The following is a 22707-nucleotide window of genomic DNA, read 5'->3' on the forward strand; positions in this document are numbered from 1 at the left end:
CGCAACCCCCTGCCCGGCGGGGGCCCGGCTGTTAGCCTGAGTTCGATGCCTGGGAGGACCGCCGAATGACGAACGCCCCCGAAGCCGACCACGCGACCGAACGCGACGACGCACCGCCGTCGGCCGTGTACGACATGGTCGTCGTGTCGAACCGGCTGCCCGTCGACTACGTCGGCGGCGACGGTCCCGACACCGAGTGGAAGACCTCTCCCGGTGGGCTGGTGACCGCGCTCGAACCCGTGATGCGGGCCGCCGACGGCGCGTGGATCGGGTGGGCCGGCGTCGCCGACCGCGAGTTCGACGCGTTCGAGCACGACGGGATCGAGCTCATCCCGGTGTCGCTCACCGCCGACGAGGTCGCCGACTACTACGAGGGGTTCTCGAACGACACCCTCTGGCCGCTCTACCACGACGTGATCGCGCCGCCGTCGTTCCACCGCGAGTGGTGGGACGCGTACGTGCGGGTCAACCGGCGGTTCGCCGACGCCGCTGCCCTCGCCGCCGCCGAGGACGCGGTCGTCTGGGTGCAGGACTACCAGCTGCAGCTCGTGCCCCGGATGCTCCGCGAGCAGCGCCCCGACCTCGTGATCGGGTTCTTCAACCACATCCCGTTCCCCGCCTACGGCATCTACTCGCAGCTGCCGTGGCGGCGTCAGGTCGTCGACGGCCTGCTCGGCGCCGACGTGATCGGATTCCAGCGCGCCGCCGACGCCGGCAACTTCTCACGCGCCGTACGCCGCCTGTTCGGCTACACCACGCGGGGTTCGGTGATCGAGGTGCCCGACGGTGGCACGGGCACGCGCCGGGTGGTCGCACGCCACTTCCCGATCTCGATCGACGCGGCCGGCTTCGAAGAGATCGCCCGCCGACCCGAAGTGCAGGCGCGGGCCGCAGAGATCCGCGAGAGCCTCGGGTCGCCGCGTACGGTCATGCTCGGCGTCGACCGGCTCGACTACACCAAGGGCATCCGCCACCGGCTGAAGGCCTTCGGCGAGCTGCTGCGCGACGACCGGCTGTCGGTCGAGGACGTGACGCTCGTGCAGGTCGCCAGCCCGTCGCGCGAGCGCGTCGAGACGTACCGGCAGCTGCGCGACGAGATCGAGCTCACGGTGGGTCGACTGAACGGCGACTACTCGACGCTCGGTCACCAGGCGATCGCCTACCTCCACCACGGCTATCCCCGTGAAGAGATGGTGGCGCTCTACCTCGCGGCCGACGTCATGCTCGTGACAGCGCTGCGCGACGGCATGAACCTGGTCGCGAAGGAGTACGTCGCCTGCCGGTTCGACAACGACGGCACCCTGGTGCTCAGCGAGTTCACGGGCGCGTCGGACGAGCTGCGCCAGGCGATCCTCGTCAACCCGCACGACATCGAGGGCCTGAAGGACGCCATGATCGGCGCCGTCGAGATGCCACAGAAGGAGCGCGCCCGACGGATGCGCTCGCTGCGCAAACGCGTGCGCGACAACGACGTGGCGAAGTGGTCGGCGAGCTTCCTCGAAGCGCTCACGGGGTCGGGCCGGCTCACGGCCGGGCTCTCCGACCAGCTCATGGCCGACCTCGATCGGCTCGCGCGCACCGACCGCATGCTCGTCGCGCTCGACTTCGACGGCACGCTCGCCCCGATCGTCGATCGGCCCGAGGACGCCAGGGCCACCGACGGCGCCCGACGCGCGATCGAGCAGCTCCTCGGGCTTCCCGACACTCGGGTCGCGATCGTGTCGGGCCGTGCGCTCGGCAGCCTCACCGAGGTCGCGGCCCCGCCCGAGGGCGTGCTGCTGTCGGGTTCGCACGGTGTCGAGCTGCAGCTCGACGGGGGCGATGTCACCATCGACTTGCGCGACGCCGAACGCGCCGACCTCGACCGGCTCACCGACCTCGTCGAACGGGTCGCATCGACGGGCGAGGGCGCCTGGGTCGAGCACAAGCCCGCGGGCATCGCCCTGCACACGCGCCGGATGTCTCCGACCGCCGGTGCGGCGCTGCAGCAGGCCGCGCGTGGGCGCGTCGCCGAGGAGCTGCCCGGCATCACGACGCGGTCGGGCAAGAGCGTGCTCGAGTTCTCGGTGCGATCCAGCGACAAGGGCGAATCGCTCAACCGGCTGCGCCAGCACGTCGGGGCGAGCGGCGTGCTGTACCTGGGCGACGACGTCACTGACGAAGACGCGTTCGCGGTGCTCGAGGCCGACGACCTCGGGGTCAAGGTGGGGTCCGGCAAATCGATCGCGTCGCACCGGGTGCGCAGCACGGCCGACGTCGTCGGGCTGCTCGAGCACCTCGTCGAGGCGCGGGCGGCGGCGGCCGGGGCATCCCCGCGCTGGCCATAGACTCGTCGCATGTCCCAGATCGACCCCAAACCCCGTAGTCGCGTCGTCACCGACGGCATCGAAGCCACCACCAGCCGAGGCATGCTGCGCGCCGTCGGCATGGGCGACGCCGACTGGGACAAGCCGCAGATCGGCATCGCGAGCTCGTGGAACGAGATCACCCCCTGCAACCTCTCGCTCGACCGCCTCGCGCGCGCCGCGAAAGAGGGCGTGCACGCCGGCGGCGGGTACCCGCTGCAGTTCGGCACCGTGTCGGTGTCCGACGGCATCTCGATGGGTCACGAGGGCATGCACTTCTCGCTCGTCTCACGCGAGGTCATCGCCGACTCGGTCGAGGTCGTCATGCAGGCCGAGCGCCTCGACGGTTCGGTGCTGCTCGCCGGCTGCGACAAGTCGATCCCCGGCATGCTGATGGCCGCGGCCCGTCTCGACCTCTCCTCGGTCTTCCTCTACGCCGGCTCGATCGCGCCCGGCTGGGTGCGCCTGTCCGACGGCACCGAGAAGGACATCACGATCATCGACTCGTTCGAGGCGGTCGGCGCGGTCAAGGCCGGCAAGATGAGCGAGGCCGACGCGAAGCGCATCGAGTGCGCGTTCGCGCCCGGCGAGGGTGCGTGCGGCGGCATGTACACCGCGAACACGATGGCGTCGGTCGCCGAGGCGCTCGGGCTCTCGCTGCCCGGTTCCGCGTCGCCCGCGTCGGCCGACCGCCGCCGCGACTACTACGCGCACCGCTCGGGCGAGGCCGTGGTCAACCTGCTGAACCGGGGCATCACCGCCCGCCAGATCCTCACCAAGGAGGCGTTCGAGAACGCGATCGCGGTCGGCATGGCGCTCGGCGGTTCGACGAACATCGTGCTGCACCTGCTCGCCATCGCCCGCGAGGCCGAGGTCGAGCTCACCCTCGACGACTTCAACCGCATCGGCTCGAAGGTGCCGCACATCGGCGACCTGAAGCCGTTCGGCAAGTACGTCATGAACGACGTCGATCGCCGCGGCGGGGTTCCGGTGCTCATGAAGGCGCTGCTCGACGCGGGGCTGCTGCACGGCGACGTGCTCACCGTCACCGGCAAGACGATGCGCGAGAACCTGGAAGAGCTCGACCTGCCGCCGCTCGACGGCGAGGTGCTGCACACCCTCGACGACCCGATCCACGAGACCGGCGGCCTCACCATCCTGAAGGGCACGCTCGCGCCCGAGGGCGCGGTCGTCAAGACCGCCGGCTTCGACGCGACCGTGTTCGAGGGGCCCGCGCGCGTCTTCGAGCGTGAGCGCGGCGCGATGGACGCGCTCACGAACGGCGAGATCTCGCACGGCGACGTCGTGGTGATCCGCTACGAGGGGCCGAAGGGCGGCCCCGGCATGCGCGAGATGCTCGCCATCACGGCGGCGATCAAGGGCGCTGGCCTCGGAAAAGATGTACTACTCTTGACGGACGGTCGATTTTCAGGCGGCACAACCGGTCTGTGCGTCGGCCATCTGGCACCCGAGGCGGTGGACGCAGGTCCGATCGCCTTCGTGCGCGATGGTGATCTGATTCGGGTCGATATCGCGGCTCGTTCCATCGACCTACTGGTCGACGAGTCCGAGCTGGCCGCCCGCCGTGAAGGCTGGGCGCCGCTTCCTCCGCGCTATACCCGAGGCGTCCTCGCGAAGTACTCCAAGCTCGTGCGCTCCGCTGCCGAAGGCGCGACCACGGGCTGAGTGCTGCGCATTTCCGCTCACCGTCCACTAGAAGGAATCGCATGACCACGGAAGCTTCACCCGTGCCGTCCGCCTCGCCCCTGCCTCCGGGGGTGCCGATCCAGATCACCGGCGCCGAGGCGGTCGTCCGCTCGCTCGAACTGCTCGGAATCACCGACGTCTTCGGACTCCCGGGCGGGGCGATCCTGCCGGTCTACGACCCGCTCATGGCGGCGTCGACCCTGCGGCACATCCTCGTTCGCCACGAGCAGGGCGCCGGCCACGCCGCCGAGGGCTACGCCTCGGCATCCGGAAAGCTCGGCGTCGCGATCGCAACGAGCGGGCCCGGCGCGACCAACCTCGTCACCGCCATCGCCGACGCCCACATGGACTCGGTGCCGTTGCTCGCGATCACGGGGCAGGTGTTCTCAAACCTGATGGGCACCGACGCGTTCCAAGAGGCAGACATCGTCGGCATCACGATGCCGGTCACGAAGCACTCGTTCCTCGTGAAGCGCGCTGAAGAGATCCCCGCGACGATCGCGGCCGCGGTGCACATCGCGACGACGGGCCGGCCCGGGCCGGTGCTCGTCGACATCACGAAGGACGCCCAGCAGGCGACGTTCGGGTTCAGCTGGCCGCCGAAGGTCGACCTGCCCGGATACCGGCCGATCACGAAGGCGCACGGCAAGCAGGTCGCGGCCGCCGCCCAGCTCATCGCCGAGGCGAAGCGACCGGTGCTCTACGTCGGTGGCGGCGTCATCCGCGCACGCGCCTCGGAAGAGCTGCTGGCGCTCGCCGAGGCGACCGGCGCGCCGGTCGTCACCACCCTCATGGCGCGCGGCGCGTTCCCCGACTCGCACCCGCAGCACCTGGGCATGCCGGGCATGCACGGCACCGTGCCCGCGGTGCTCGCCCTGCAGGAGGCCGACCTGCTCGTCGCGCTCGGCGCGCGCTTCGACGACCGGGTGACCGGCAAGGCTGCGCTCTTCGCCCCTGAGGCGAAGGTCGTGCACGTCGACATCGACCCGGCCGAGATCTCGAAGATCCGCGTCGCCGACGTGCCGATCGTGGGCGACCTGAAAGACGTGCTCGTCGACCTCCGGGCCGCCTACGCGCAGGTCGCGGCCGAGGTGAAGCCCGACCTGTCCGAGTGGTGGGCGACCCTCGACGGCCTGCGCACCGAGTACCCGCTCGGGTTCGCGCCGACCAGCGACGGGCTGCTCGCACCGCAGTACGTGATCCAGCGCATCGGCGAGCTCACCGGGCCCGAGGCGGTCTACGCCGCGGGCGTGGGGCAGCACCAGATGTGGGCGGCGCAGTTCATCAAGTACGAGCGGCCCAACGCCTGGCTCAACTCGGGCGGCGCGGGCACGATGGGCTACGCGGTGCCGGCCGCCATGGGCGCGAAGGTCGCAGAGCCCCACCGCACCGTGTGGGCGATCGACGGCGACGGCTGCTTCCAGATGACGAACCAAGAGCTCGCGACGTGCATGTTGAACGACATCCCGATCAAGGTCGCGATCATCAACAACTCGTCCCTCGGCATGGTGCGCCAATGGCAGACCCTGTTCTACGACGGCCGCTACTCGAACACCGACCTGTCGACCGGGCACGGCACGGCGCGCATCCCCGACTTCGTGAAGCTCGCAGAGGCGTACGGCGCCCTCGGCATCCGCGTCACGACGCAGGACGAGGTCGACGCGGCCATCACGCTCGCCCTCGAGACCAACGACCGCCCCGTCGTGATCGACTTCGTCGTCTCGGCCGACGCCATGGTCTGGCCCATGGTGCCGCAGGGCGTGTCGAACAGCTACGTGCAGTACGCGCGCGATCACGCGCCGGCGTTCAGCGAGGAGGACTGACCATGTCGACCCACGTGCTGTCGCTCCTCGTCGAGGACAAGCCGGGCCTGCTCACGCGGGTGGCGGGCCTGTTCTCGCGCCGCGGGTTCAACATCGAGTCGCTCGCGGTCGGTCACTCCGAGATCGAAGGCCTGTCGCGCATCACCGTCGTCGTCGACGTCGACGAGCTGCCCCTCGAGCAGGTCACCAAGCAGCTCAACAAGCTGATCAACGTGATCAAGATCGTCGAGCTCGACACCACCCAGTCGGTGCAGCGCGAGCATCTGCTCATCAAGGTGCGCGTCGACAACACGACCCGCTCGCAGGTGATCGAGGCGGTGAACCTGTTCCGCGCCCGCGTGGTCGACGTGTCGACCGATGCGCTCGTGATCGAGGTCACCGGCGACTCGGGCAAGGCGCAGGCGTTCCTGCGCGTGCTCGAGCCCTACGGCATCAAGGAGATCGCCCAGTCGGGCCTGCTCGCGATCGGGCGGGGCGGCAAGAGCATCACCGAGCGCGTCTTCAAGAGCTGAACCGGATGCCGCGGGGCGGCCCCGCGGCATCCGAAACCGAAACCCCACGCAAGGAGAGAAAGCAGCAATGGCTGAGATCTACTACGACAAGGACGCCGACCTCGCGCTCATCCAGGGCAAGAAGGTCGCCGTCATCGGCTACGGCTCGCAGGGCCACGCGCACGCGCAGAACCTGCGCGACTCGGGCGTCGAGGTCGTCATCGGCCTCAAGGACGGCTCGAAGTCGATCCAGAAGGCCGAAGAGGCCGGGTTCGAGGTGAAGAACGTCGCCGACGCCGCCGCGTGGGCCGACGTGATCGTCATCCTCGCGCCCGACCAGTACCAGCGCCACATCTACGCGGAGTCGATCGCCGACAACATCGGCGAGGGCAAGACGCTGGTCTTCGGCCACGGCTTCAACATCCGCTTCGGCTACATCGAGGCGCCCGAGGGCGTCGACGTCATCATGGTCGCGCCGAAGGGCCCCGGCCACACCGTGCGTCGGGAGTTCGAGGCCGGGCGCGGCGTGCCCGTCATCGTCGCGGTCGAGAAGGATGCCTCGGGCCAGGCCTGGCCGCTCGCGCTGTCGTACGCCAAGGCCATCGGCGGTCTGCGCGCCGGCGGCATCAAGACGACCTTCACCGAGGAGACCGAGACCGACCTGTTCGGTGAGCAGGCCGTGCTCTGCGGCGGCGTCTCGCAGCTGATCCAGTACGGCTTCGAGACCCTCACCGAGGCCGGCTACCAGCCGCAGGTCGCCTACTTCGAGGTGCTCCACGAGCTGAAGCTCATCGTCGACCTCATGTGGGAGGGCGGCATCGCCAAGCAGCGCTGGAGCGTCAGCGACACCGCCGAATACGGCGACTACGTGTCGGGCCCCCGCGTCATCGACCCGCACGTCAAGGAGAACATGCAGGCCGTGCTCGCCGACATCCAGGACGGCACGTTCGCGGCGCGCTTCATCGCCGACCAGGACAACGGGCAGAAGGAGTTCCTCGAGCTGCGGGCCAAGGGCGAGGCGCACCCCATCGAGGCCACCGGTCGCGAGCTGCGCAAGCTGTTCGCGTGGAACGCCAGCAACGACGACGACTACGTCGATGGAGAAGTCGCGCGCTGATGCGCTGATGCGTTGAACGCACGCTGAGGGGCGGGATCGGCTTCGGTCGGTCCCGCCCTCTCGTCTGCGCGCTTCAGGGCTGACCCTGTTGCCGGTCGTTCGCAGCGCGGTGTACACCGGAGGCACGGTGGTGCGCACACACGCGGGGGGCGATGATGCGAGTACGCAGGGACGTGGCGAGTCTGACGCTCGGCGACCGGGATGCCGCAGAGACCGAGCCGTGGCATCCGGTGCTCGATGCGTACGCCCGCGGTGTGCGGGCCATGCAGGACCTCGACGACCCCGACGACCCCGTGCCTGCCTCGTGGATGTGGGCGGCGAACACCCACGGCATCGACCAGTTCACGCGGCGACGGCCGGCATGGGCGCAGTGCGCGCACGGGTCGCTGTTCTTCCTGCCGTGGCACCGCGCGTACCTCGCCTGGTTCGAGCGCACCGTTCGCGACCTGAGCGACGACGACGACTGGGCGCTGCCGTACTGGGACTATTCGCACCCCGACTCCGATCGCACGCTGCCGGTCGAGTTCGCGGTCGAGCAGCGCACGGTCGATGGGGCGCTCGTCGACAACCCGCTGTTCTCGCCAGGACGCTCGACACGGCCGATCCCCGCCGGCGACGCCGACATCGTCGAGGCGCTCGCCCAGCCGAGGTACGTGCGCGAGGGCGAGCCCGGGTTCGGCGGCGCGCTGCCCGACCGGTTCTTCGGCACCGTCGAGGACCGCCCGCACAACTATGTGCACATGGCGATCAGCGGGCTGATGCGGTCGCCGGCGACCGCGGGTCGCGACCCGATCTTCTGGCTGCACCATGCGAACATCGACCGGCTTTGGGAGGTGTGGCGCTTGCTCGACGGGTCGGTGCCGCTCACCGACCCGGGCGTCGTGCCAGGCCAGGTGCGGTCGGCGTGGGAGTCGGCGACGTTCTGGTTCGGCGACGAGCAGCGCCCCGAGACGTACGCGATGGACGCGGTCGAGGATCTCGAGCACGAGCAGATGGGCTACCTGTACGAGTCGGTCGAACTCGTCGAGCCGCTCGCCGCGGAGGTCGCAGAGCGACGCGCGGCGATCCTCGCCGCCGAGGACGGGGGGATCGGCTTGGACGAGGCGGCAAGATGGACGCCCGTGGCCGCGACGTTCGACCTACCGTCGGGCGAGGCCAGGGAGATCCCCTTCGAGGGGGGCCCGCGTGGGCTCGACGCGGCACCGCCCACGCGGCTCATGCTCGAGCTCGCCGGTGCGACGGCGCGCGCCCCGCACGACGCCTACGACGTCGAGGTGCGCTCGGGGCCGGATGCCGCCCCTCACGTCGTGCGCGGGTTCTCGACCTTCGGACTCGAGGGCACCCCCGACGACGAGGTGCGCAACTACCTCGTCGATGCGTCGGCGGTGCTGTCCGACCTGCTCGACGAGGGGTGGGACGGCGGTGCGCTCACCGTGCGGCTGCTGCCCGCAGGCGAGGCCGAGGAGCGCCCGCCCGGTGAGCGCGGCCCGGGCGAGGATGAGCCGGGCCACGACGACCGCGCGATCAACGTCGCGCAGGTGACGGTGTACGTGCAGGCGCCATGAGCGTCGAGGTCGGTCGGCTCGGGTACCGGCGCGGTGGGCCGCCGGGGCCGCTCGCCCGGGCACGGTCGACGCGGCGGCGGCGGCCGGCCCGTGCCGGCGACCTCGTGCTGGTCGGGTCGGGCGCGGCGTGGGTGGTGCTGGCCGCCGCGTCCCCGCTCGCTGGTCAGGGCTGGCCGGGTGCGCACCGACACGTCGCAACGGCATCGGATGCCTCGCCGGCTGCGGCCCCGGCAGCCCCCGTCGAGGTGTGGACGTGGGCCTGGCTCGCCGGCTGGCTGCTGATGGTCGCCGCGATGATGTGGCCGTTGCTCGCCGCCAGTGCGGACCGGATCGCCGCCGGGTCGTTCCGGCGCTGGCGGTTCGCGCTGCCCGCCGTCGCCGTCGGCACGGCCACCGCGCTGTGGCTCGGGTTCGGCCTCGCCGCGGGCACGGTCGCCCAGCTGGCGGCGGTGCCCGAGGGCAGTCTCCGGTGGCAGCTCGCCGCGCTCGCCGTGGCCGCGCTCGCCCGGCGGTCGGCATGGCGGGCACGGCTGCTCAGCCGGTGCGCGGTCGCACCCCCGGTCGCACCCGCTGGGAGGCGCGGCATCCTGACCGCGGCCCGAGCCGGTGCGACCGAATGGCGACGCTGTGCACTGCTCTGCGGGCCGCTGATGGTTGCGATGGTGGTCGGGCACAGCCCGATCGTGCTCGCGGCGGCGAGTCTCGCGGTGTGGTGGGAGGCGAGACATCCGCGCGCGTGGCGCGACCCGGTGCCGCTCGCGCTCATCATCGTCGCCGGGATCGGCGCGGTCGGCGAGGTCGTGATCGGTGGGGGTGCGGTCGGCGCATGACCGGATCTGCGTCGATGACGGCCGCGCCGACCGCGACGGTGCCGCTGCTCATCCAGGACGGCACCGTCGACCTGGGCGAGCGGGCGGGTACGCCGGTGCCGGGGAGCGAGTCGCGCCGGCTCACGCTGCCCGTGGGCGCGAACGACCGGTTCCTCGACGGGCCGGCGTGCCGCCGGCTCGCGGTCGTCGACTTCGACCCCGAGACCGGCGCCCCACAGCCGCCGCCGGCGACCTTCGAAGCGGCGCGCACGGGTGGCGGGCTGCGTGGCACGTACCCCGGCGATGGCGAGGCCGACTCCGCGACGGCGCTCGCGGTGAACGCGTTCGGCATCGCGCTGCAGACCATCCGCATGTTCGAGGGCGCCGACGCGCTCGGCCGCGAGGTGCGCTGGGCGTTCGGCGGCGAGCAACTGCTCATCGTGCCGCGTGCCGGGGAGCGTGCGAACGCCTACTACGACCGCGCGACCCGCAGTCTGCAGTTCTTCTCGTTCACGGGCACGTCCGGTGCCCGTGTGCACACGGCGCTCAGCCGCGACATCGTGGCCCACGAGTGCGGTCACGCGCTGCTCGACGCCGTGCAGCCGTCGCTCTACGACCGCAAGACGCGCGAGTCCCAGGCGATCCACGAGGCCGTCGCCGACGTGATCGCCGTGCTCATGGCGCTCGACAGCGACCGACTGCGCACGAGCGTGCTGGCCCGCTCGGGCAACCGCCTCGCCGGCGCGAACGCGTTCAGCGCGATCGCCGAGCAGTTCGGCATGGCCAAGCCGAGCGCCGACGGCATCGCCCGCCGCGCACTGCGCGACCTCGACAGCCGTCGCACGCTCGCCGACCTCGCTGACGCGTCGCCGCACGAGCTCAGCACCGTGCTGTCGTCGATCTTCTACGACACGCTCTGCGCGGTGTTCGAGACGCGCTTCGCGCGCGAGCGCGACCCGCGACGCGCCGACGGGAGGCCGCCCTTGCGACCGGCGGCGGCGGCGAACAAGGCGCTCGGAACGGCACACGTGATCTTCCGCCGGTTCGTGCTGCGCGGCATCGACTACCTGCCGCCCGGCGCGCTCGCGTTCGCCGACGTGGGTCGGGCCACGCTCGCGGCCGACCGCGCGATCGGGGCGGACCGGCCGGTGCCGGACGAGGTGGTCGAGCGTCGCGAGCGGTTCGCGCAGCGGTTCGTCGACCGGGGGATCGCGCCGTCGACCGACGTGCTCGACGCGCCGCGCCCCGCGGCGCTCGATGTGCCGCCCGAAGGGCTCGCCGGTCTGCGCGACAGCGACTACCTCGCGTACGAGTACGTGGGGCGCCATCGGGCCGAGATCGGCATCCCCGACGGTGTGCCGTTCACGGTGCTGCCGCGCATCGACGCGACGAAGCGGGTCGGCCCGGTCGGGCTGCCGCCGCAACGGGAGCTGCTGCTGAAGGTGGGATGGGAAGCGGCGGCGGATGCCTCGGGCGCGGGCCGTGCGGCCCGGCCGGTGCCGACCGGGGTGACGCTGAGCCTGCGCTGGGACGACGGCCGATGCCTCGCGCTCGTGCGCGGCGAGCGGGCGCGGATCGCCGCGAGTGACGAACCGGGCGGCGCCGACGAACCGGGCGGCATCGATGAACTGGACGACGCGCCGCTGCCGGCCTCCGACAGCCCCGGATCCCGCGCGTCCGACGACCTCGGGCGCTTCCCGCCGGTGCCGGGCCGAGCGCTCGCGCCCCCGCCGCCCGGCGTCGACCCCGGCGCGTTCTTCGACCTCGTCAAGGCCCGCAGCGGACTCCGTCGCAGCTGAGCCCGCCTCCGGGTACCGTGTCAGGATGCCCACTCCGTTGCAGGTCGAGATCGCCGTCCAAGACGCCGCCGGTGCACGCATCGCGCTCGCCGCGGGCGCCGCGCGTGTCGAGCTCTGCCAGGCGCTCGGGCTCGGCGGCCTCACCCCGTCGGCGGGGCTCGTGGCCGCGGCGGTCGAGGCCGCCGCGGCGGTGCGGGTCGCTGGTTTCGTGCACGTGCTCGTGCGCCCGCGCGGCGGCGGATTCGTGTACGACGCCGACGAAGCCGATCTGATCGAGCGCGACATCCGCGAGTGCGTCCGGCTCGGCGCCGACGGCGTCGTGATCGGTGCACTCGAGGCATCCGGTGGCGTCGATCTCGACCTCATCGCGCGCTTCGTGGACGCGGCGGGCGACCTGGAGGTCACGGTGCACCGCGCGGTGGATGCCGCGACCGACCCGGTCGCAGCGGTCGCGTCGCTCGCCGGCACGGGTGTTCGCCGCGTGCTCACCTCGGGCGGCGCCGCCGACTGCCGGTCGGGGCTCGACGGGCTCGCGGCGATGCGCGCGGCGGTAGGCGACGGGCTCGAGGTGATGGCCGGCGGCGGCCTGCGCATCGACGACGTCGCCGTGCTCGCCCGACTCGGCCTGGATGCCGTGCACCTCTCAGCGCGCCGGCAGGTCGTCGCGGGCGCGAGCGGACCCGGTGGCGGCGTCGACGGCTACGACGCGACCGACGCCGGACTCGTCGCGGCCGCGGTCGCGGCGGCCCGTGCGGCGCGTGCTTCGTCTGCGGCCGTGGTCGCGATCGGCGAGGAGCACGCGACCCCGGCGTCGACCGCTCGCTAGATTGGGGGCATGAGCCGCGAATCCGACGATGACGCGCTGAGCTGGGCGGGCGACGACGACCCCACGCTCGCTCCCGGCTGGAAGGTGGTCGGCGGGCCAGGCGGAGCCGAGACCGCTGCGGCCGAAGCATCCGCGAACACCCGGGCATCCGCGACCGGCGACGGCACGACGGCCGAGCCGGCCACCGCGGCGGCGCGCTCGACCGGGTCGGTCGAACTCGTCGTGCTCGGGGTGCTCGGCGGCGTGTACCTGCTCTACACCGTGGGCTGGCTCGTCACTGCGGTGCGCACGCCGGTGCAGGGCATGGGCGTGCTCGGGGACGTGATGTACGGGCTCGGGCTGTGGCTCGCCGTGCTCGCCCCGGCGCTCTGGTTCGGCCTCGGGTACGCGGTCGTGCGTCGCTCGCACCTGCGGCTGATCTGGATCGCGGTGGGCGCCGTCGTGCTCGTGCCCCTGCCCTTCACGATGGGGATGACCGCATGAGCACCGCCGCCGAGACGACCGCTCCGGCTCGCGAGCCGATGCCGTTGTGGCTGCAGGTCGCGCTCGCCATCGTGTTCGGGCTGTTCTACGCCTACGACGTGTGGGAGGTGGTGCAGTCGACGCTCGTGCTCACGGTCGGGCTCGGCATCTCGCTCACCGCGCTCGGGTGGACCATCCTCGCCGTGGCCGCGGTAGCGCCGATCGCGCTGTTCGTCGGCGCCTTCGTCATCTCGCGCCGACGCGGCATCCTCATCGCCGTCCTCGCCTACGCGGCGGGCCTTTCCGCATCCGCGGCCGTGTTCCTCTCGCTCACGGCGCTGCTGCAGGCCACGCCCTCGCTGGCCTGACGTCACACGGACGCTGCGGGGGCGAGCACTCAAGTAGAGTGTGCGGGTAAGCGCCCCGACGGCGTGTGGCGCACTCCACCGCGGGCGCGCCGTGCTGCGCGCCATTCGTCCCCGAAGGATCCGTCTGTGTCCAAGCCGGTCGTGCTGATCGCCGAAGAACTCTCGCCCGCCACCGTCGACGCCCTCGGGCCCGACTTCGACATCCGGTCGGTCGACGGCACCGACCGCGCCGCGCTGCTGTCGGCCATCGCCGACGCCAACGCGATCCTCGTGCGCTCGGCGACGAAGGTCGACGCCGAGGCGATCGCCGCGGCCCCCAAGCTGCAGGTCATCGCGCGCGCCGGCGTCGGCCTCGACAACGTCGACATCAAGGCGGCCACCACCGCCGGCGTCATGGTCGTGAACGCGCCGACGTCGAACATCATCTCGGCCGCCGAGCTCACCGTCGGGCACATCCTGAGCCTGGCCCGCCACATCCCCGCGGCCCACGCGGCGCTCGCGCAGGGGGAGTGGAAGCGCTCGGCCTACACCGGCACCGAGCTGTACGAGAAGACCGTCGGCATCATCGGCCTCGGTCGCATCGGCGCGCTCATCACGGCCCGCCTGCAGGCCTTCGGCGTCGAGGTCATCGCGTACGACCCGTACATCACCTCGGCCCGGGCGCAGCAACTCGGCGTGCAGACCGTGAGCCTCGACGAGCTGCTCGAGCGCAGCGACTTCATCACCATCCACATGCCGAGGACCCCTGAGACGCTCGGCATGATCGGCGCCGAGCAGTTCGCGAAGATGAAGCCGTCGGCATACATCGTGAACGTCGCGCGCGGCGGCCTCATCGACGAGCAAGCTCTGCACGACGCGCTCGTGGCGGGCACCATCGCCGGCGCCGGGCTCGACGTGTTCGTCTCCGAGCCGCCGCGCGAGTCGCCGCTGCTCGGGCTGCCGAACGTCATCGTCACACCGCACCTCGGCGCGTCGACCGACGAGGCGCAGGAGAAGGCGGGCATCTCGGTCGCCAAGTCGGTGCGGCTCGCGCTGTCGGGCGAGCTCGTGCCCGACGCCGTCAACGTCGCGGGCGGCGTCATCGACCCGTACGTGCGCCCCGGCATCCCGCTTGTCGAGAAGCTCGGCCAGCTCTTCAGCGGCCTCGCGACCGGGGCGCTCACCAGCCTCGACGTGGAGGTGCGAGGCGAGCTCGTCGACTACGACGTGAGCGTGCTGAAGCTCGCTGCGCTGAAGGGCGTGTTCACCAACGTCGTCTCCGAGTCGGTGTCGTACGTCAACGCGCCGTTGCTCGCCGAGCAGCGCGGCATCGCCGTGCGTCTCATCACCGAGGCCGACAGCCCCGAGTACCGCAACGTCATCACGCTGCGCGGCGCACTCGCCGACGGCCGGCAGCTGTCGGTGTCGGGCACCCTCACCGGCCCGAAGCAGATCGAGAAGCTCGTCGGCATCAACGGCTACGAGATCGAGGTGCCGATCGCCGAGCACCACATCGTCATGCTCTACACCGACCGGCCCGGCATCGTCGCGGTCTACGGCAGCCGGTTCGGCGAGGCCGGCATCAACATCGCCGGCATGGCCATCGCGCGCCGCGAGGCGGGCGGGCAGGCGCTCAGCATCCTCACCGTCGACTCGCCGGTGCCCACCGAGGTGCTCGACGCGGTGCGCGACGAGATCGCCGCCGACGTCATGGTCGAGGTCGACATCACCGAGTAGCCGCACACGCAGCCGCACGCCGGAACGACAGGACGAGAGGCGCGGTCCCACCCCCGGGTGCCGTGCCTCTCGTCGTCTTCGTGCGATGGATGCCTCGCGCCGGCTCTCTGCCGAGGGGCATCCGATCGCGGGTCCGGTCAGATCTCGTCGGGCGTGGTCGACTGTTCGTTGCGCGTGACGCGCTCGCCGGTCGCGGGGTCGACGGCCGTCTGCGTGGTCGAGACCGAGCGGCGCCGGCGCACCAGGAAGACGATGCTCACGAGGGCGACGACGACGCCCGCGCCCATCAGGATGTAGCCGACGAGCTGCAGGTCGATCCAGTCGACCGAGATGTTCAGCGCGAACGCGAGGATCGCACCGATCACGAAGAGCACGATGCCGAGTCCGAGGCTCATGGCAGGCTCCCTTCTCCGGCGGGTCGGGGTGCCGCACCGGTTCGCGGCGGGCGGGTGCCCACCGCGGCTCACGCTAGCCAAGCCAGCGGATACGCTGGGAGGGCTGGCGCGCGAAGGGAGCTCCATGGTACGGACGGTCAGGCTCGCAGTCATTCCCGGTGATGGGATCGGCCCCGAGGTCGTCGCCGAGGCGACGAAGGTGCTCGAGGCGGTCACCACCGGGTCGGATGTCTCGTTCGAGCAGACGCCGTTCTCGCTCGGCGCGGCGCGCTACCTCGAGACCGGGGACGTGCTCACCGACGCCGATCTCGACGCGATCAAGGCGCACGACGCGATCCTGCTGGGTGCGGTCGGCGGTGTGCCGGGCGACCCGCGCCTGGCCGGCGCCAACATCGAGCGCGGCCTGCTGCTGAAGCTGCGGTTCGAGCTCGACCACTACGTGAATCTGCGGCCGACCGTGCTGCACCCGAACGTGGTGAGCCCGCTCGCGAACCCCGGCGAGGTCGACTTCGTGGTGGTGCGCGAGGGCACCGAAGGCCCGTACGTCGGCAATGGCGGCGCGATCCGCCAAGGCACGCCGCACGAGGTCGCCAACGAGGTGTCCGTGAACACCGCGTACGGCGTCGAGCGGGTCGTGCGGTTCGCGTTCGTGCAAGCCGCCGCGCGCCGCAACAAGCTGACGCTCGTGCACAAGACGAACGTGCTCGTGTTCGCCGGCTCGCTCTGGAAGCGCACCGTCGACGCCGTGGCATCCGAGTTCCCCGACGTCGCCGTCGACTACCTGCACGTCGACGCCGCGACCATCTTCCTCGTGACGGATCCTGCTAGATTCGACGTCATCGTCACGGACAACCTCTTCGGCGACATCCTGACCGATCTGGCCGGCGCGATCAGCGGCGGCATCGGCCTGGCGGCCTCGGGCAACATCAACCCCGACGGCCGATACCCGAGCATGTTCGAGCCGGTGCACGGTTCGGCTCCCGACATCGCCGGGAAGGGCCTGGCTGACCCCACCGCCGCGATCCTGTCGGTCGCGCTCCTGCTGCGCCACCTCGGCGAGGCGGATGCCGCGACCCGCGTCGAACGCGCGGTCGCCGCCGACCTCGCGGCCCGCGGCGCCGAACGGCGCTCGACCGCCGAGATCGGCGACGCCGTCGTCGCCCGGCTCACCGAAGACTGACCACCTCCGACGAAAGAAGCCGTCATGACCATCGACCTTCCGCTCCAGGCTCCCAGCGCCGCAGGCCTCGCCTGGAACGTCACGCCCAACGCCGAGGCCCGCAGCGAGGCCGAGCGCGAGGCGATTCTCGCCGACCCCGGGTTCGGCAACCACTTCACCGACCACATGGTCGACCTCTGCTGGAGCGAGAAGGGCGGCTGGCACCGCCCGCGTGTCTCGCCGTACGGTCCGATCGAACTCGACCCGGCCGCTGCGGTGCTGCACTATGCGCAAGAGGTGTTCGAGGGCCTGAAGGCGTACCGTCACGCCGACGGGTCGATCCACACGTTCCGCCCGTACGAGAACGCGGCGCGCCTGCAGCGCTCGGCGCACCGCTTGGCCCTGCCCGAGCTGCCGGTCGAGTACTTCATCGACTCGCTGCGCCAGCTCGTCGCGGTCGACGGCGCGTGGGTGCCGACCGCCGACGAGACCAGCCTGTACCTGCGGCCGTTCATGTTCGCGAAGGAGGCGTTCCTCGGGGTGCGGCCCGCGAAGAAGGTGGCCTACTACCTGATCGCGAGCCCGGCCGGGGCGTACTTCCCGGGCGGCGTCGAGCCCGTGAACATCTGGCTGTCGACGCAGTACGCGCGCGCCGGCCGGGGTGGCACGGGCGCCGCGAAGACCGGAGGCAACTACGCGTCGAGCCTGCTGCCGCAGGCCGAGGCGTACGAGAAGGGCTGCCAGCAGGTGCTCTTCCTGAACGAGGGCGACCGGCTCGAAGAGCTCGGCGGCATGAACGTCGTGCTCGTGCGCAAGGACGGCACGCTCGTCACGCCCGAGTCCGACTCGATCCTCGAGGGCATCACGCTCGCGTCGATCCTGCGCCTCGCCGCCGACCGCGGCCACCAGGTCGAGCAGCGGCCGGTGACGCTCACCGAGTGGCGCGAGGGCGCCGCGTCGGGCGACATCGTCGGCGCGTTCGCGTGCGGCACCGCCGCGGTCGTCGTGCCGATCGGGCGCCTGCTCGCCGAGGACTTCGAGATCGTGCACTCGGGCCCGGCCGCGCAGGAGCTCGCGCTGAGCCTGCGCGCCGAGCTGACCGGTATCCAGTACGGGCGCGTCGAAGACCGCCACGGCTGGATGCTGCGTCTCGACGCGTGAGCGACGACATCCTGATCCGCTCGTTCGCCGAGGGCGACGCCGAACCGGTCGTCGCCCTCTGGCGCGAGGCGGGGCTCGTGGTGCCGTGGAACGACCCGTACCGCGACATCCGCCGCAAGCTCGACGTGCAGCCCGACCTGTTCCTGGTCGCCGTGCGGCCGGGTGAGGGCGCAGGCGAGGTCGTGGGCACCGCGATGGTCGGCTACGACGGGCACCGCGGCTGGGTGAACTACCTCGCGGTCTCGGCATCGCTGCGCGGCGGGGGGCTCGGGCGGCGGCTGATGGCCGAGGCCGAGCGCCTGCTGCTCGAACGCGGCTGCCCGAAGCTCAACGTGCAGGTGCGCTCGACGAACGCCGAGGTGCTCGAGTTCTATCGGCGGCTCGGCTATGCCGAAGACCACGCGGTGGGCCTCGGCAAACGGCTCATCCCCGACGCCTGACGCTCGATTCCGCGCCCGATCGGGCCGCCCGCCCGCCGATAGGCTGGAGTGCATGAAGGTCGCACGGTTCAGCCACGGTGAGTCCATCTCGTTCGGCATCGTCGATGAAGAAGAGCACGACCTCGTCGTGCTGAAGGGCGACCCGATGTTCGCCGGGTACGACCCGACCGGCGAGCGAGTGCCGCTCGGCGAGGCGAAGCTGCTCGCACCCGTCATCCCGCGGTCGAAGATCGTCGCGGTCGGGCGCAACTACCGCGCCCACGCGGCAGAGTTCGGCAACGAGGTGCCCGACGCGCCGCTGCTGTTCTTCAAGCCGAATACCTCGGTCATCGGCCCCGGCGAGGCGATCGTGCTGCCGCCGCAGAGCGAGCGGGTCGAGTTCGAGGGCGAGCTCGCCGTCGTGATCGGTCGCATCACGCGCAATGTCTCCGAGGCGGCCGCGCTCGACGCCGTGTTCGGGTACACGATCGCCAACGACGTGACCGCCCGCGACCTGCAGCGTGCCGACGGGCAGTGGGCGCGGGCGAAGGGGTTCGACACCTTCTGCCCGCTCGGCCCCGTCATCGAGACCGAGTTCGACCCCGCGGCATCCTCGATCTCGACGAGCGTGAACGGAGAGCGTGCGCAGCAGGCGCCGTTCACCGACCTCGTGCACTCGATCCCGGCGATCATCGCCTACGCGGCGGCGGCGTTCACGCTGTTGCCCGGCGACGTGATCCTCACCGGCACGCCGGCGGGCGTCGGCCCGATCGTCGACGGTGACACCGTCGAGGTCACCGTGCAGGGCCTCGGCACCCTCTCGAACCCGGTGCGGGCGGCGGGCTGAGCGCTACCGGACTCGCGACGCCGCTCGCAGGAGCGCGCGCAGCGCCGACGTGACGTCCTCCTCGTCGTTCCACAGGTGGAACGCGACCCGGGCGCGCCCGGCGCGACCCGACGCCGTGATGCCGTTCGCCGTGAGCGCGCGCAGGTCGTCACCGTCGGCGTCGGGCCAGGTCACGATGGCGCTGACGGATGCCTCGAGCCCGATGCCGGCCCGGAACGCGTTCGCGAGCCCCACGTCGTGCCGACGCACCGACTCGAGGTCGAGCGCGGCGGCGAAGCCGAGTGCCACCTCCGCGCCGACCCAGGCGTGCCACGCGGGGGAGACGTCGAAGCGGTGCGCGTCGTCGGCCAGATGCAGGTCGGGGCCGTAGCAGCTCGCCCACGGGTCGGCGCCCGAGTACCAGCCCGCGGCCTGCGGCGTGAACTCGGCGAGTGCGCGATCGCCGAACGAGGCGAACGCGGCACCGCGGGGGGCGCCGAGCCATTTGTAGGCGTGGCAGACGACGAGGTCGGCATCGATCCGGGTGGTCGGCAGCCAGCCCGTCGCCTGCGTGGTGTCGACGACGAGCAGCGCTCCGGCCGTACGGGCAGCGCGCGAGATCGCGTCGAGGTCGGCGACGTCGCCGGTGGCCGACTGCACCAGCGACACGGCGACGAGCGCGGTGCGCGACCCGATCGCGTCGGCGAGGGCGGCCAGCGGCACGTGCCGCACCTGCAGATCGTCGCGTGCGAGGAACGGCGCGACGACCGAGCTGAAGTCGCCGTCGACGCACAACACCTCGGCCCCCGTCGGCAGCGACGCCGCGGCGAACCCGACGAACACCGACACCTGCGAGCCGATCGCGATACGCGACGGCTCCGTGCCGAGCAGGCGCGCGGCGTGCCCGCGGCCGCGTTCGACGGCGCCCGAGTAGTCGCCGGCTGCGGCGTCGCCGCGGCTCCAACGGTCGAGGTCGCGCGCGACGGCGTCGCGGGTCGCGAACGTCGGCAGGCCCATCGTGCAGGCGGCGAGGTATCCGCGGCCGTCGGGGTAGGCGGAGCTGGCGGGATCCATGCGACCAGTCTCGGCGGGCCGTTTTCATTCGACAACCGCAGGTGTTCGATGAATGAAATAACCAGTCGTTATGATTTCAGGATGACGGATGCTGCGACCGACGAACTCGTCGCCGACCTGGTCGCCGCGATCGACGTGCAGACCGTGCGCGTCGTGCGCGCGGTCGCCGAGCACTGCTCGCTCACCGCAGCCGCGGTCGCGCTGGGCTACAGCCAGCCCGCGGTCAGTCAGCAGCTGCGGCGTTTCGAGGATCGCACCGGCGTCGCACTCGTCGAGCGCGTGGGTCGGGGCATCCGCCTGACCGAGGCCGGTCGCGTGCTCGCCCGACACGCGCACGCGGTCGCGACCGCCCTCGAAGCCGCCGCGGGGGAGCTGGCCGCGCTGCGCGGCCTGCGGGCCGGGCGGGTGCGGCTCGTCGCGTTCCCGTCGGCGTCGGCGACGCTCGTGCCGAGGCTCATCGCCGAGCTCGGGCGCACGCACCCGGGCCTGACCGTCACGTACGTCGAGGCCGAGCCGCCCGAGGCGGTCGCCGCCGTGCGCGCCGACCGCGCCGACCTCGCGGTGACGTTCAGCTACCCCGGCGACCGCGACGACCCCCACCGCGAGAGCGCGCGCGGCCTCGACGTGCACGACTTCGGGCGCGAACCGGTGCGCCTCGTGCTGCCGGCGCAGCATCCGGCCGCGTCCGACGAGGTCGTCGACCTCGCGACCCTTGCGCACGAGCCGTGGATCGCCGGATGCCCCCGCTGTCGCGGGCACCTGCTCGACTTGGCCGACGACGCCGGATTCCTGCCGCGCATCGTCGTCGAGACCGACAATTTCGTCGCCGTCGAGGGCATGGTCGCCCAGGGCCTCGGGGTGGCGCTGCTGCCCGGGTTGGCGCTCGCGGCCTCACCGAGGCATCCGGGCGTCGTGACCCGGCCCACCGCCCGAAGCGACGAGCGATCACTGCACCTGGTGACCGCCCGGGGTGGGGCGCGCGTGCCCGCCGTCGCCGCGGCGATGCGCGCGCTGGAAACCGCCCGCTCGACTCTCGGCGCGGTCGATACCATGGACAGCGATGTCTGACACCGCGCACCCCACCACCACCGCCACCGGCAGCGACGTTCGCGTTCGCTTCTGCCCGTCGCCCACCGGCACCCCGCACGTGGGGCTCGTCCGCACCGCCCTGTTCAACTGGGCGTACGCGCGCCACACCGGCGGTACCTTCGTGTTCCGCATCGAAGACACCGACGCCGCGCGCGACAGCGAAGAGAGCTACGAGCAGATCCTCGATGCGCTCACCTGGCTCGGCCTCGACTGGGACGAGGGCGTCGGCGTCGGCGGCCCCCACGGGCCGTACCGCCAGTCGCAGCGCGCCGAGATCTACGCCGACGTCATCGAGCGGCTGAAGGCCGCCGGTCACCTGTACGAGAGCTATTCGACGGCCGAGGAGATCGACGCCCGGAATGCGGCCGCCGGCCGACCGAAGCAGCTGGGCTACGACAACCACGACCGTTCGCTGACCGAGGAGCAGCGTGCCGCGTTCCGCGCCGAGGGCCGGCAGCCTGCGTTGCGGCTGCGGGTGCCCGAGGTCGACCTCGGGTTCGACGACCTGGTGCGCGGGCGCATCGACTTCCCGGTCGGCTCGACCATCGACTTCGTCGTCGTGCGCCCGAACGGTGCGCCGCTCTACACCTTCGTGAACCCCGTCGACGACGCGCTGATGGGCATCACGCACGTGCTGCGCGGCGAAGACCTGCTCTCGTCGACGCCGCGCCAGATCGCGCTCTACCGCGCGCTCATCGACATCGGCGTGACCGAGTTCGTGCCGCGCTTCGGCCACCTGCCGTACGTGATGGGCGAGGGCAACAAGAAACTCTCGAAGCGCGACCCCGAGTCGAATCTCTTCCACCACCGAGAGCGGGGGTTCATCCCCGAGGGACTGCTGAACTACCTCGCGCTGCTCGGCTGGGGATTCGCGGCCGACCGCGACGTGTTCAGCCGCGACGAGCTCGTCGCCGCCTTCGACGTGGTGAACGTCAACCCGAACCCCGCCCGCTTCGACCAGAAGAAGGCCGAGTCGATCAACGGCGACCACATCCGCCTGCTCGAGCCCGCCGACTTCGCCGCGCGCGTGGTGCCGTACCTCGCTGCTGCCGGCGTGGTCTCGGAGCCGCTTTCGGCGGCTGACGAGGCGATCCTCGCGTCGGCTGCGCCCTTGGTGCAGGAGCGCATCGGACTGCTCGGTGAGGCGCCCGGCATGCTGGGCTTCCTGTTCACGGATGCCTCGGGGCTGACGTACGACGACGACGCCGTGGCATCCCTGCCCGGCGACGCGCCGGCAGTGCTCGCCGCCGCGGCTGACGCGCTCGAGCGCGTGCCGGCCTCGTCGTGGGCGACGGCCGAGATCGAGGAGGCGCTGCGCGCCGCGCTCATCGACGGACTCGGGCTGAAGCCGCGCGTGGCCTTCACGCCCGTGCGGGTCGCCGTGTCGGGCCGACGCGTGTCGCCGCCGCTGTTCGAGTCGATGCAGATCCTCGGCAAGATCGACTCGCTCGAGCGGATCGCGGGGCTGCAGGCGCGGCTGGGCTGACGCGGGCGGCCGCGGTGGTGGCTGGCTGGTCGAGGAGTGCCCGGCGGGGTCGGACGCGTCTCGAGACCTG

The 22707-nt window shown here is 71.8% G+C and carries 20 protein-coding genes; 18 read left to right on the forward strand and 2 right to left on the reverse strand.

Going from position 1 to position 22707, the window contains the following annotated elements; genetic code table 11:
- Nucleotides 1–65 precede the first annotated feature (65 nt).
- From FLP10_RS15445 to serA, 12 genes are all read left to right on the forward strand, one after another.
- Entirely contained in the window at nucleotides 66–2327 is a 2262-nt protein-coding gene (locus FLP10_RS15445) for a bifunctional alpha,alpha-trehalose-phosphate synthase (UDP-forming)/trehalose-phosphatase (protein WP_210418422.1), read from the forward strand.
- 9 nt (nucleotides 2328–2336) lie between these two features.
- A complete protein-coding gene (gene ilvD / locus FLP10_RS15450) occupies nucleotides 2337–4031 on the forward strand; it encodes a dihydroxy-acid dehydratase (RefSeq protein ID WP_149161678.1) in 1695 nt (564 codons plus the stop codon).
- A gap of 41 nt (nucleotides 4032–4072) precedes the next feature.
- A complete protein-coding gene (locus tag FLP10_RS15455; RefSeq protein ID WP_149161679.1) occupies nucleotides 4073–5875 on the forward strand; it encodes an acetolactate synthase large subunit in 1803 nt (600 codons plus the stop codon).
- 2 nt (nucleotides 5876–5877) lie between these two features.
- The gene (ilvN, locus tag FLP10_RS15460) at nucleotides 5878–6387 is read left to right on the forward strand and encodes an acetolactate synthase small subunit (RefSeq protein WP_149161680.1); all 510 of its coding nucleotides are present in this window, start codon (nucleotides 5878–5880) and stop codon (nucleotides 6385–6387) included.
- Between the two features lie 67 nt (nucleotides 6388–6454).
- On the forward strand, nucleotides 6455–7483 hold the full coding sequence (gene ilvC / locus FLP10_RS15465) for a ketol-acid reductoisomerase (protein ID WP_149161681.1): 1029 nt from the start codon (nucleotides 6455–6457) through the stop codon (nucleotides 7481–7483).
- A 173-nt stretch (nucleotides 7484–7656) separates the two neighbouring features.
- Nucleotides 7657–9048 carry a tyrosinase family protein gene (locus FLP10_RS15470; protein WP_168209214.1) on the forward strand — a complete coding sequence of 464 codons (1392 nt, stop codon included), beginning with the start codon at nucleotides 7657–7659 and terminating at the stop codon, nucleotides 9046–9048.
- The gene (locus FLP10_RS15475) at nucleotides 9045–9878 is read left to right on the forward strand and encodes a copper chaperone (RefSeq protein WP_149161683.1); all 834 of its coding nucleotides are present in this window, start codon (nucleotides 9045–9047) and stop codon (nucleotides 9876–9878) included. The genes FLP10_RS15470 and FLP10_RS15475 overlap by 4 nt, the downstream gene beginning before the upstream one ends.
- Complete coding sequence (locus tag FLP10_RS15480) at nucleotides 9875–11656, forward strand: gluzincin family metallopeptidase (RefSeq protein WP_149161684.1); 1782 nt, start codon at nucleotides 9875–9877, stop codon at nucleotides 11654–11656. The genes FLP10_RS15475 and FLP10_RS15480 overlap by 4 nt, the downstream gene beginning before the upstream one ends.
- Nucleotides 11657–11681: 25 nt before the next feature.
- Entirely contained in the window at nucleotides 11682–12482 is an 801-nt protein-coding gene (locus FLP10_RS15485; RefSeq protein ID WP_149161685.1) for a copper homeostasis protein CutC, read from the forward strand.
- Between the two features lie 9 nt (nucleotides 12483–12491).
- Nucleotides 12492–12965, forward strand: coding sequence for a hypothetical protein (locus FLP10_RS15490; protein ID WP_149161686.1), 474 nt, complete (start codon nucleotides 12492–12494; stop codon nucleotides 12963–12965).
- Entirely contained in the window at nucleotides 12962–13312 is a 351-nt protein-coding gene (locus FLP10_RS15495) for a bacitracin resistance protein (RefSeq protein ID WP_149161687.1), read from the forward strand. Before FLP10_RS15490 ends, FLP10_RS15495 begins: the two co-directional genes overlap by 4 nt.
- A gap of 126 nt (nucleotides 13313–13438) precedes the next feature.
- A complete protein-coding gene (gene serA, locus FLP10_RS15500; protein WP_149161688.1) occupies nucleotides 13439–15028 on the forward strand; it encodes a phosphoglycerate dehydrogenase in 1590 nt (529 codons plus the stop codon).
- A gap of 137 nt (nucleotides 15029–15165) precedes the next feature.
- Here serA and FLP10_RS15505 read toward each other — a convergent pair whose 3' ends face one another.
- Nucleotides 15166–15423: a DUF6458 family protein gene (locus tag FLP10_RS15505; RefSeq protein ID WP_149161689.1), complete on the reverse strand. Its 258-nt coding sequence runs from the start codon at nucleotides 15421–15423 to the stop codon at nucleotides 15166–15168.
- Nucleotides 15424–15547: 124 nt separating this feature from the next.
- Between FLP10_RS15505 and FLP10_RS15510 the strand changes: the two genes are divergently transcribed.
- Genes FLP10_RS15510 through FLP10_RS15525 form a run of 4 tightly spaced genes read left to right on the forward strand, consistent with a single transcriptional unit; the run spans nucleotide 15548 to nucleotide 19009 of the window.
- Entirely contained in the window at nucleotides 15548–16603 is a 1056-nt protein-coding gene (locus FLP10_RS15510; RefSeq protein WP_149161690.1) for a 3-isopropylmalate dehydrogenase, read from the forward strand.
- Nucleotides 16604–16627: 24 nt separating this feature from the next.
- On the forward strand, nucleotides 16628–17743 hold the full coding sequence (locus FLP10_RS15515) for a branched-chain amino acid aminotransferase (RefSeq protein WP_149161691.1): 1116 nt from the start codon (nucleotides 16628–16630) through the stop codon (nucleotides 17741–17743).
- Complete coding sequence (locus tag FLP10_RS15520; protein WP_246150051.1) at nucleotides 17740–18183, forward strand: GNAT family acetyltransferase; 444 nt, start codon at nucleotides 17740–17742, stop codon at nucleotides 18181–18183. The genes FLP10_RS15515 and FLP10_RS15520 overlap by 4 nt, the downstream gene beginning before the upstream one ends.
- A 52-nt stretch (nucleotides 18184–18235) precedes the next feature.
- Nucleotides 18236–19009 carry a fumarylacetoacetate hydrolase family protein gene (locus FLP10_RS15525; protein WP_149161692.1) on the forward strand — a complete coding sequence of 258 codons (774 nt, stop codon included), beginning with the start codon at nucleotides 18236–18238 and terminating at the stop codon, nucleotides 19007–19009.
- A 3-nt stretch (nucleotides 19010–19012) separates the two neighbouring features.
- Here FLP10_RS15525 and FLP10_RS15530 read toward each other — a convergent pair whose 3' ends face one another.
- Nucleotides 19013–20062, reverse strand: coding sequence for an aminotransferase class V-fold PLP-dependent enzyme (locus tag FLP10_RS15530; RefSeq protein WP_149161693.1), 1050 nt, complete (start codon nucleotides 20060–20062; stop codon nucleotides 19013–19015).
- An 81-nt stretch (nucleotides 20063–20143) separates the two neighbouring features.
- On the opposite strand from FLP10_RS15530, the gene FLP10_RS15535 reads away from it, so the two are divergent.
- Nucleotides 20144–21130, forward strand: coding sequence for a LysR family transcriptional regulator (locus FLP10_RS15535; RefSeq protein WP_149161694.1), 987 nt, complete (start codon nucleotides 20144–20146; stop codon nucleotides 21128–21130).
- A complete protein-coding gene (gltX, locus tag FLP10_RS15540) occupies nucleotides 21123–22637 on the forward strand; it encodes a glutamate--tRNA ligase (RefSeq protein ID WP_149161695.1) in 1515 nt (504 codons plus the stop codon). Before FLP10_RS15535 ends, gltX begins: the two co-directional genes overlap by 8 nt.
- Nucleotides 22638–22707: the final 70 nt, after the last annotated feature.

This window comes from Agromyces intestinalis (genome assembly GCF_008365295.1).
Lineage (GTDB): Bacteria > Actinomycetota > Actinomycetes > Actinomycetales > Microbacteriaceae > Agromyces > Agromyces intestinalis.

Coding starts and splice junctions, on each gene's coding strand:
- FLP10_RS15510 (WP_149161690.1), top strand. CDS start 15,548: ATGGTACGGACGGTCAGGCTCGCAGTCATTCCCGGTGATGGGATCGGC.
- FLP10_RS15515 (WP_149161691.1), top strand. CDS start 16,628: ATGACCATCGACCTTCCGCTCCAGGCTCCCAGCGCCGCAGGCCTCGCC.
- FLP10_RS15480 (WP_149161684.1), top strand. CDS start 9,875: ATGACCGGATCTGCGTCGATGACGGCCGCGCCGACCGCGACGGTGCCG.
- FLP10_RS15495 (WP_149161687.1), top strand. CDS start 12,962: ATGAGCACCGCCGCCGAGACGACCGCTCCGGCTCGCGAGCCGATGCCG.
- ilvN (WP_149161680.1), top strand. CDS start 5,878: ATGTCGACCCACGTGCTGTCGCTCCTCGTCGAGGACAAGCCGGGCCTG.
- gltX (WP_149161695.1), top strand. CDS start 21,123: ATGTCTGACACCGCGCACCCCACCACCACCGCCACCGGCAGCGACGTT.
- FLP10_RS15475 (WP_149161683.1), top strand. CDS start 9,045: ATGAGCGTCGAGGTCGGTCGGCTCGGGTACCGGCGCGGTGGGCCGCCG.
- FLP10_RS15505 (WP_149161689.1), bottom strand. CDS start 15,423: ATGAGCCTCGGACTCGGCATCGTGCTCTTCGTGATCGGTGCGATCCTC.
- FLP10_RS15490 (WP_149161686.1), top strand. CDS start 12,492: ATGAGCCGCGAATCCGACGATGACGCGCTGAGCTGGGCGGGCGACGAC.
- ilvC (WP_149161681.1), top strand. CDS start 6,455: ATGGCTGAGATCTACTACGACAAGGACGCCGACCTCGCGCTCATCCAG.
- FLP10_RS15455 (WP_149161679.1), top strand. CDS start 4,073: ATGACCACGGAAGCTTCACCCGTGCCGTCCGCCTCGCCCCTGCCTCCG.
- ilvD (WP_149161678.1), top strand. CDS start 2,337: ATGTCCCAGATCGACCCCAAACCCCGTAGTCGCGTCGTCACCGACGGC.
- FLP10_RS15445 (WP_210418422.1), top strand. CDS start 66: ATGACGAACGCCCCCGAAGCCGACCACGCGACCGAACGCGACGACGCA.
- FLP10_RS15525 (WP_149161692.1), top strand. CDS start 18,236: ATGAAGGTCGCACGGTTCAGCCACGGTGAGTCCATCTCGTTCGGCATC.
- FLP10_RS15485 (WP_149161685.1), top strand. CDS start 11,682: ATGCCCACTCCGTTGCAGGTCGAGATCGCCGTCCAAGACGCCGCCGGT.
- FLP10_RS15530 (WP_149161693.1), bottom strand. CDS start 20,062: ATGGATCCCGCCAGCTCCGCCTACCCCGACGGCCGCGGATACCTCGCC.
- FLP10_RS15535 (WP_149161694.1), top strand. CDS start 20,144: ATGACGGATGCTGCGACCGACGAACTCGTCGCCGACCTGGTCGCCGCG.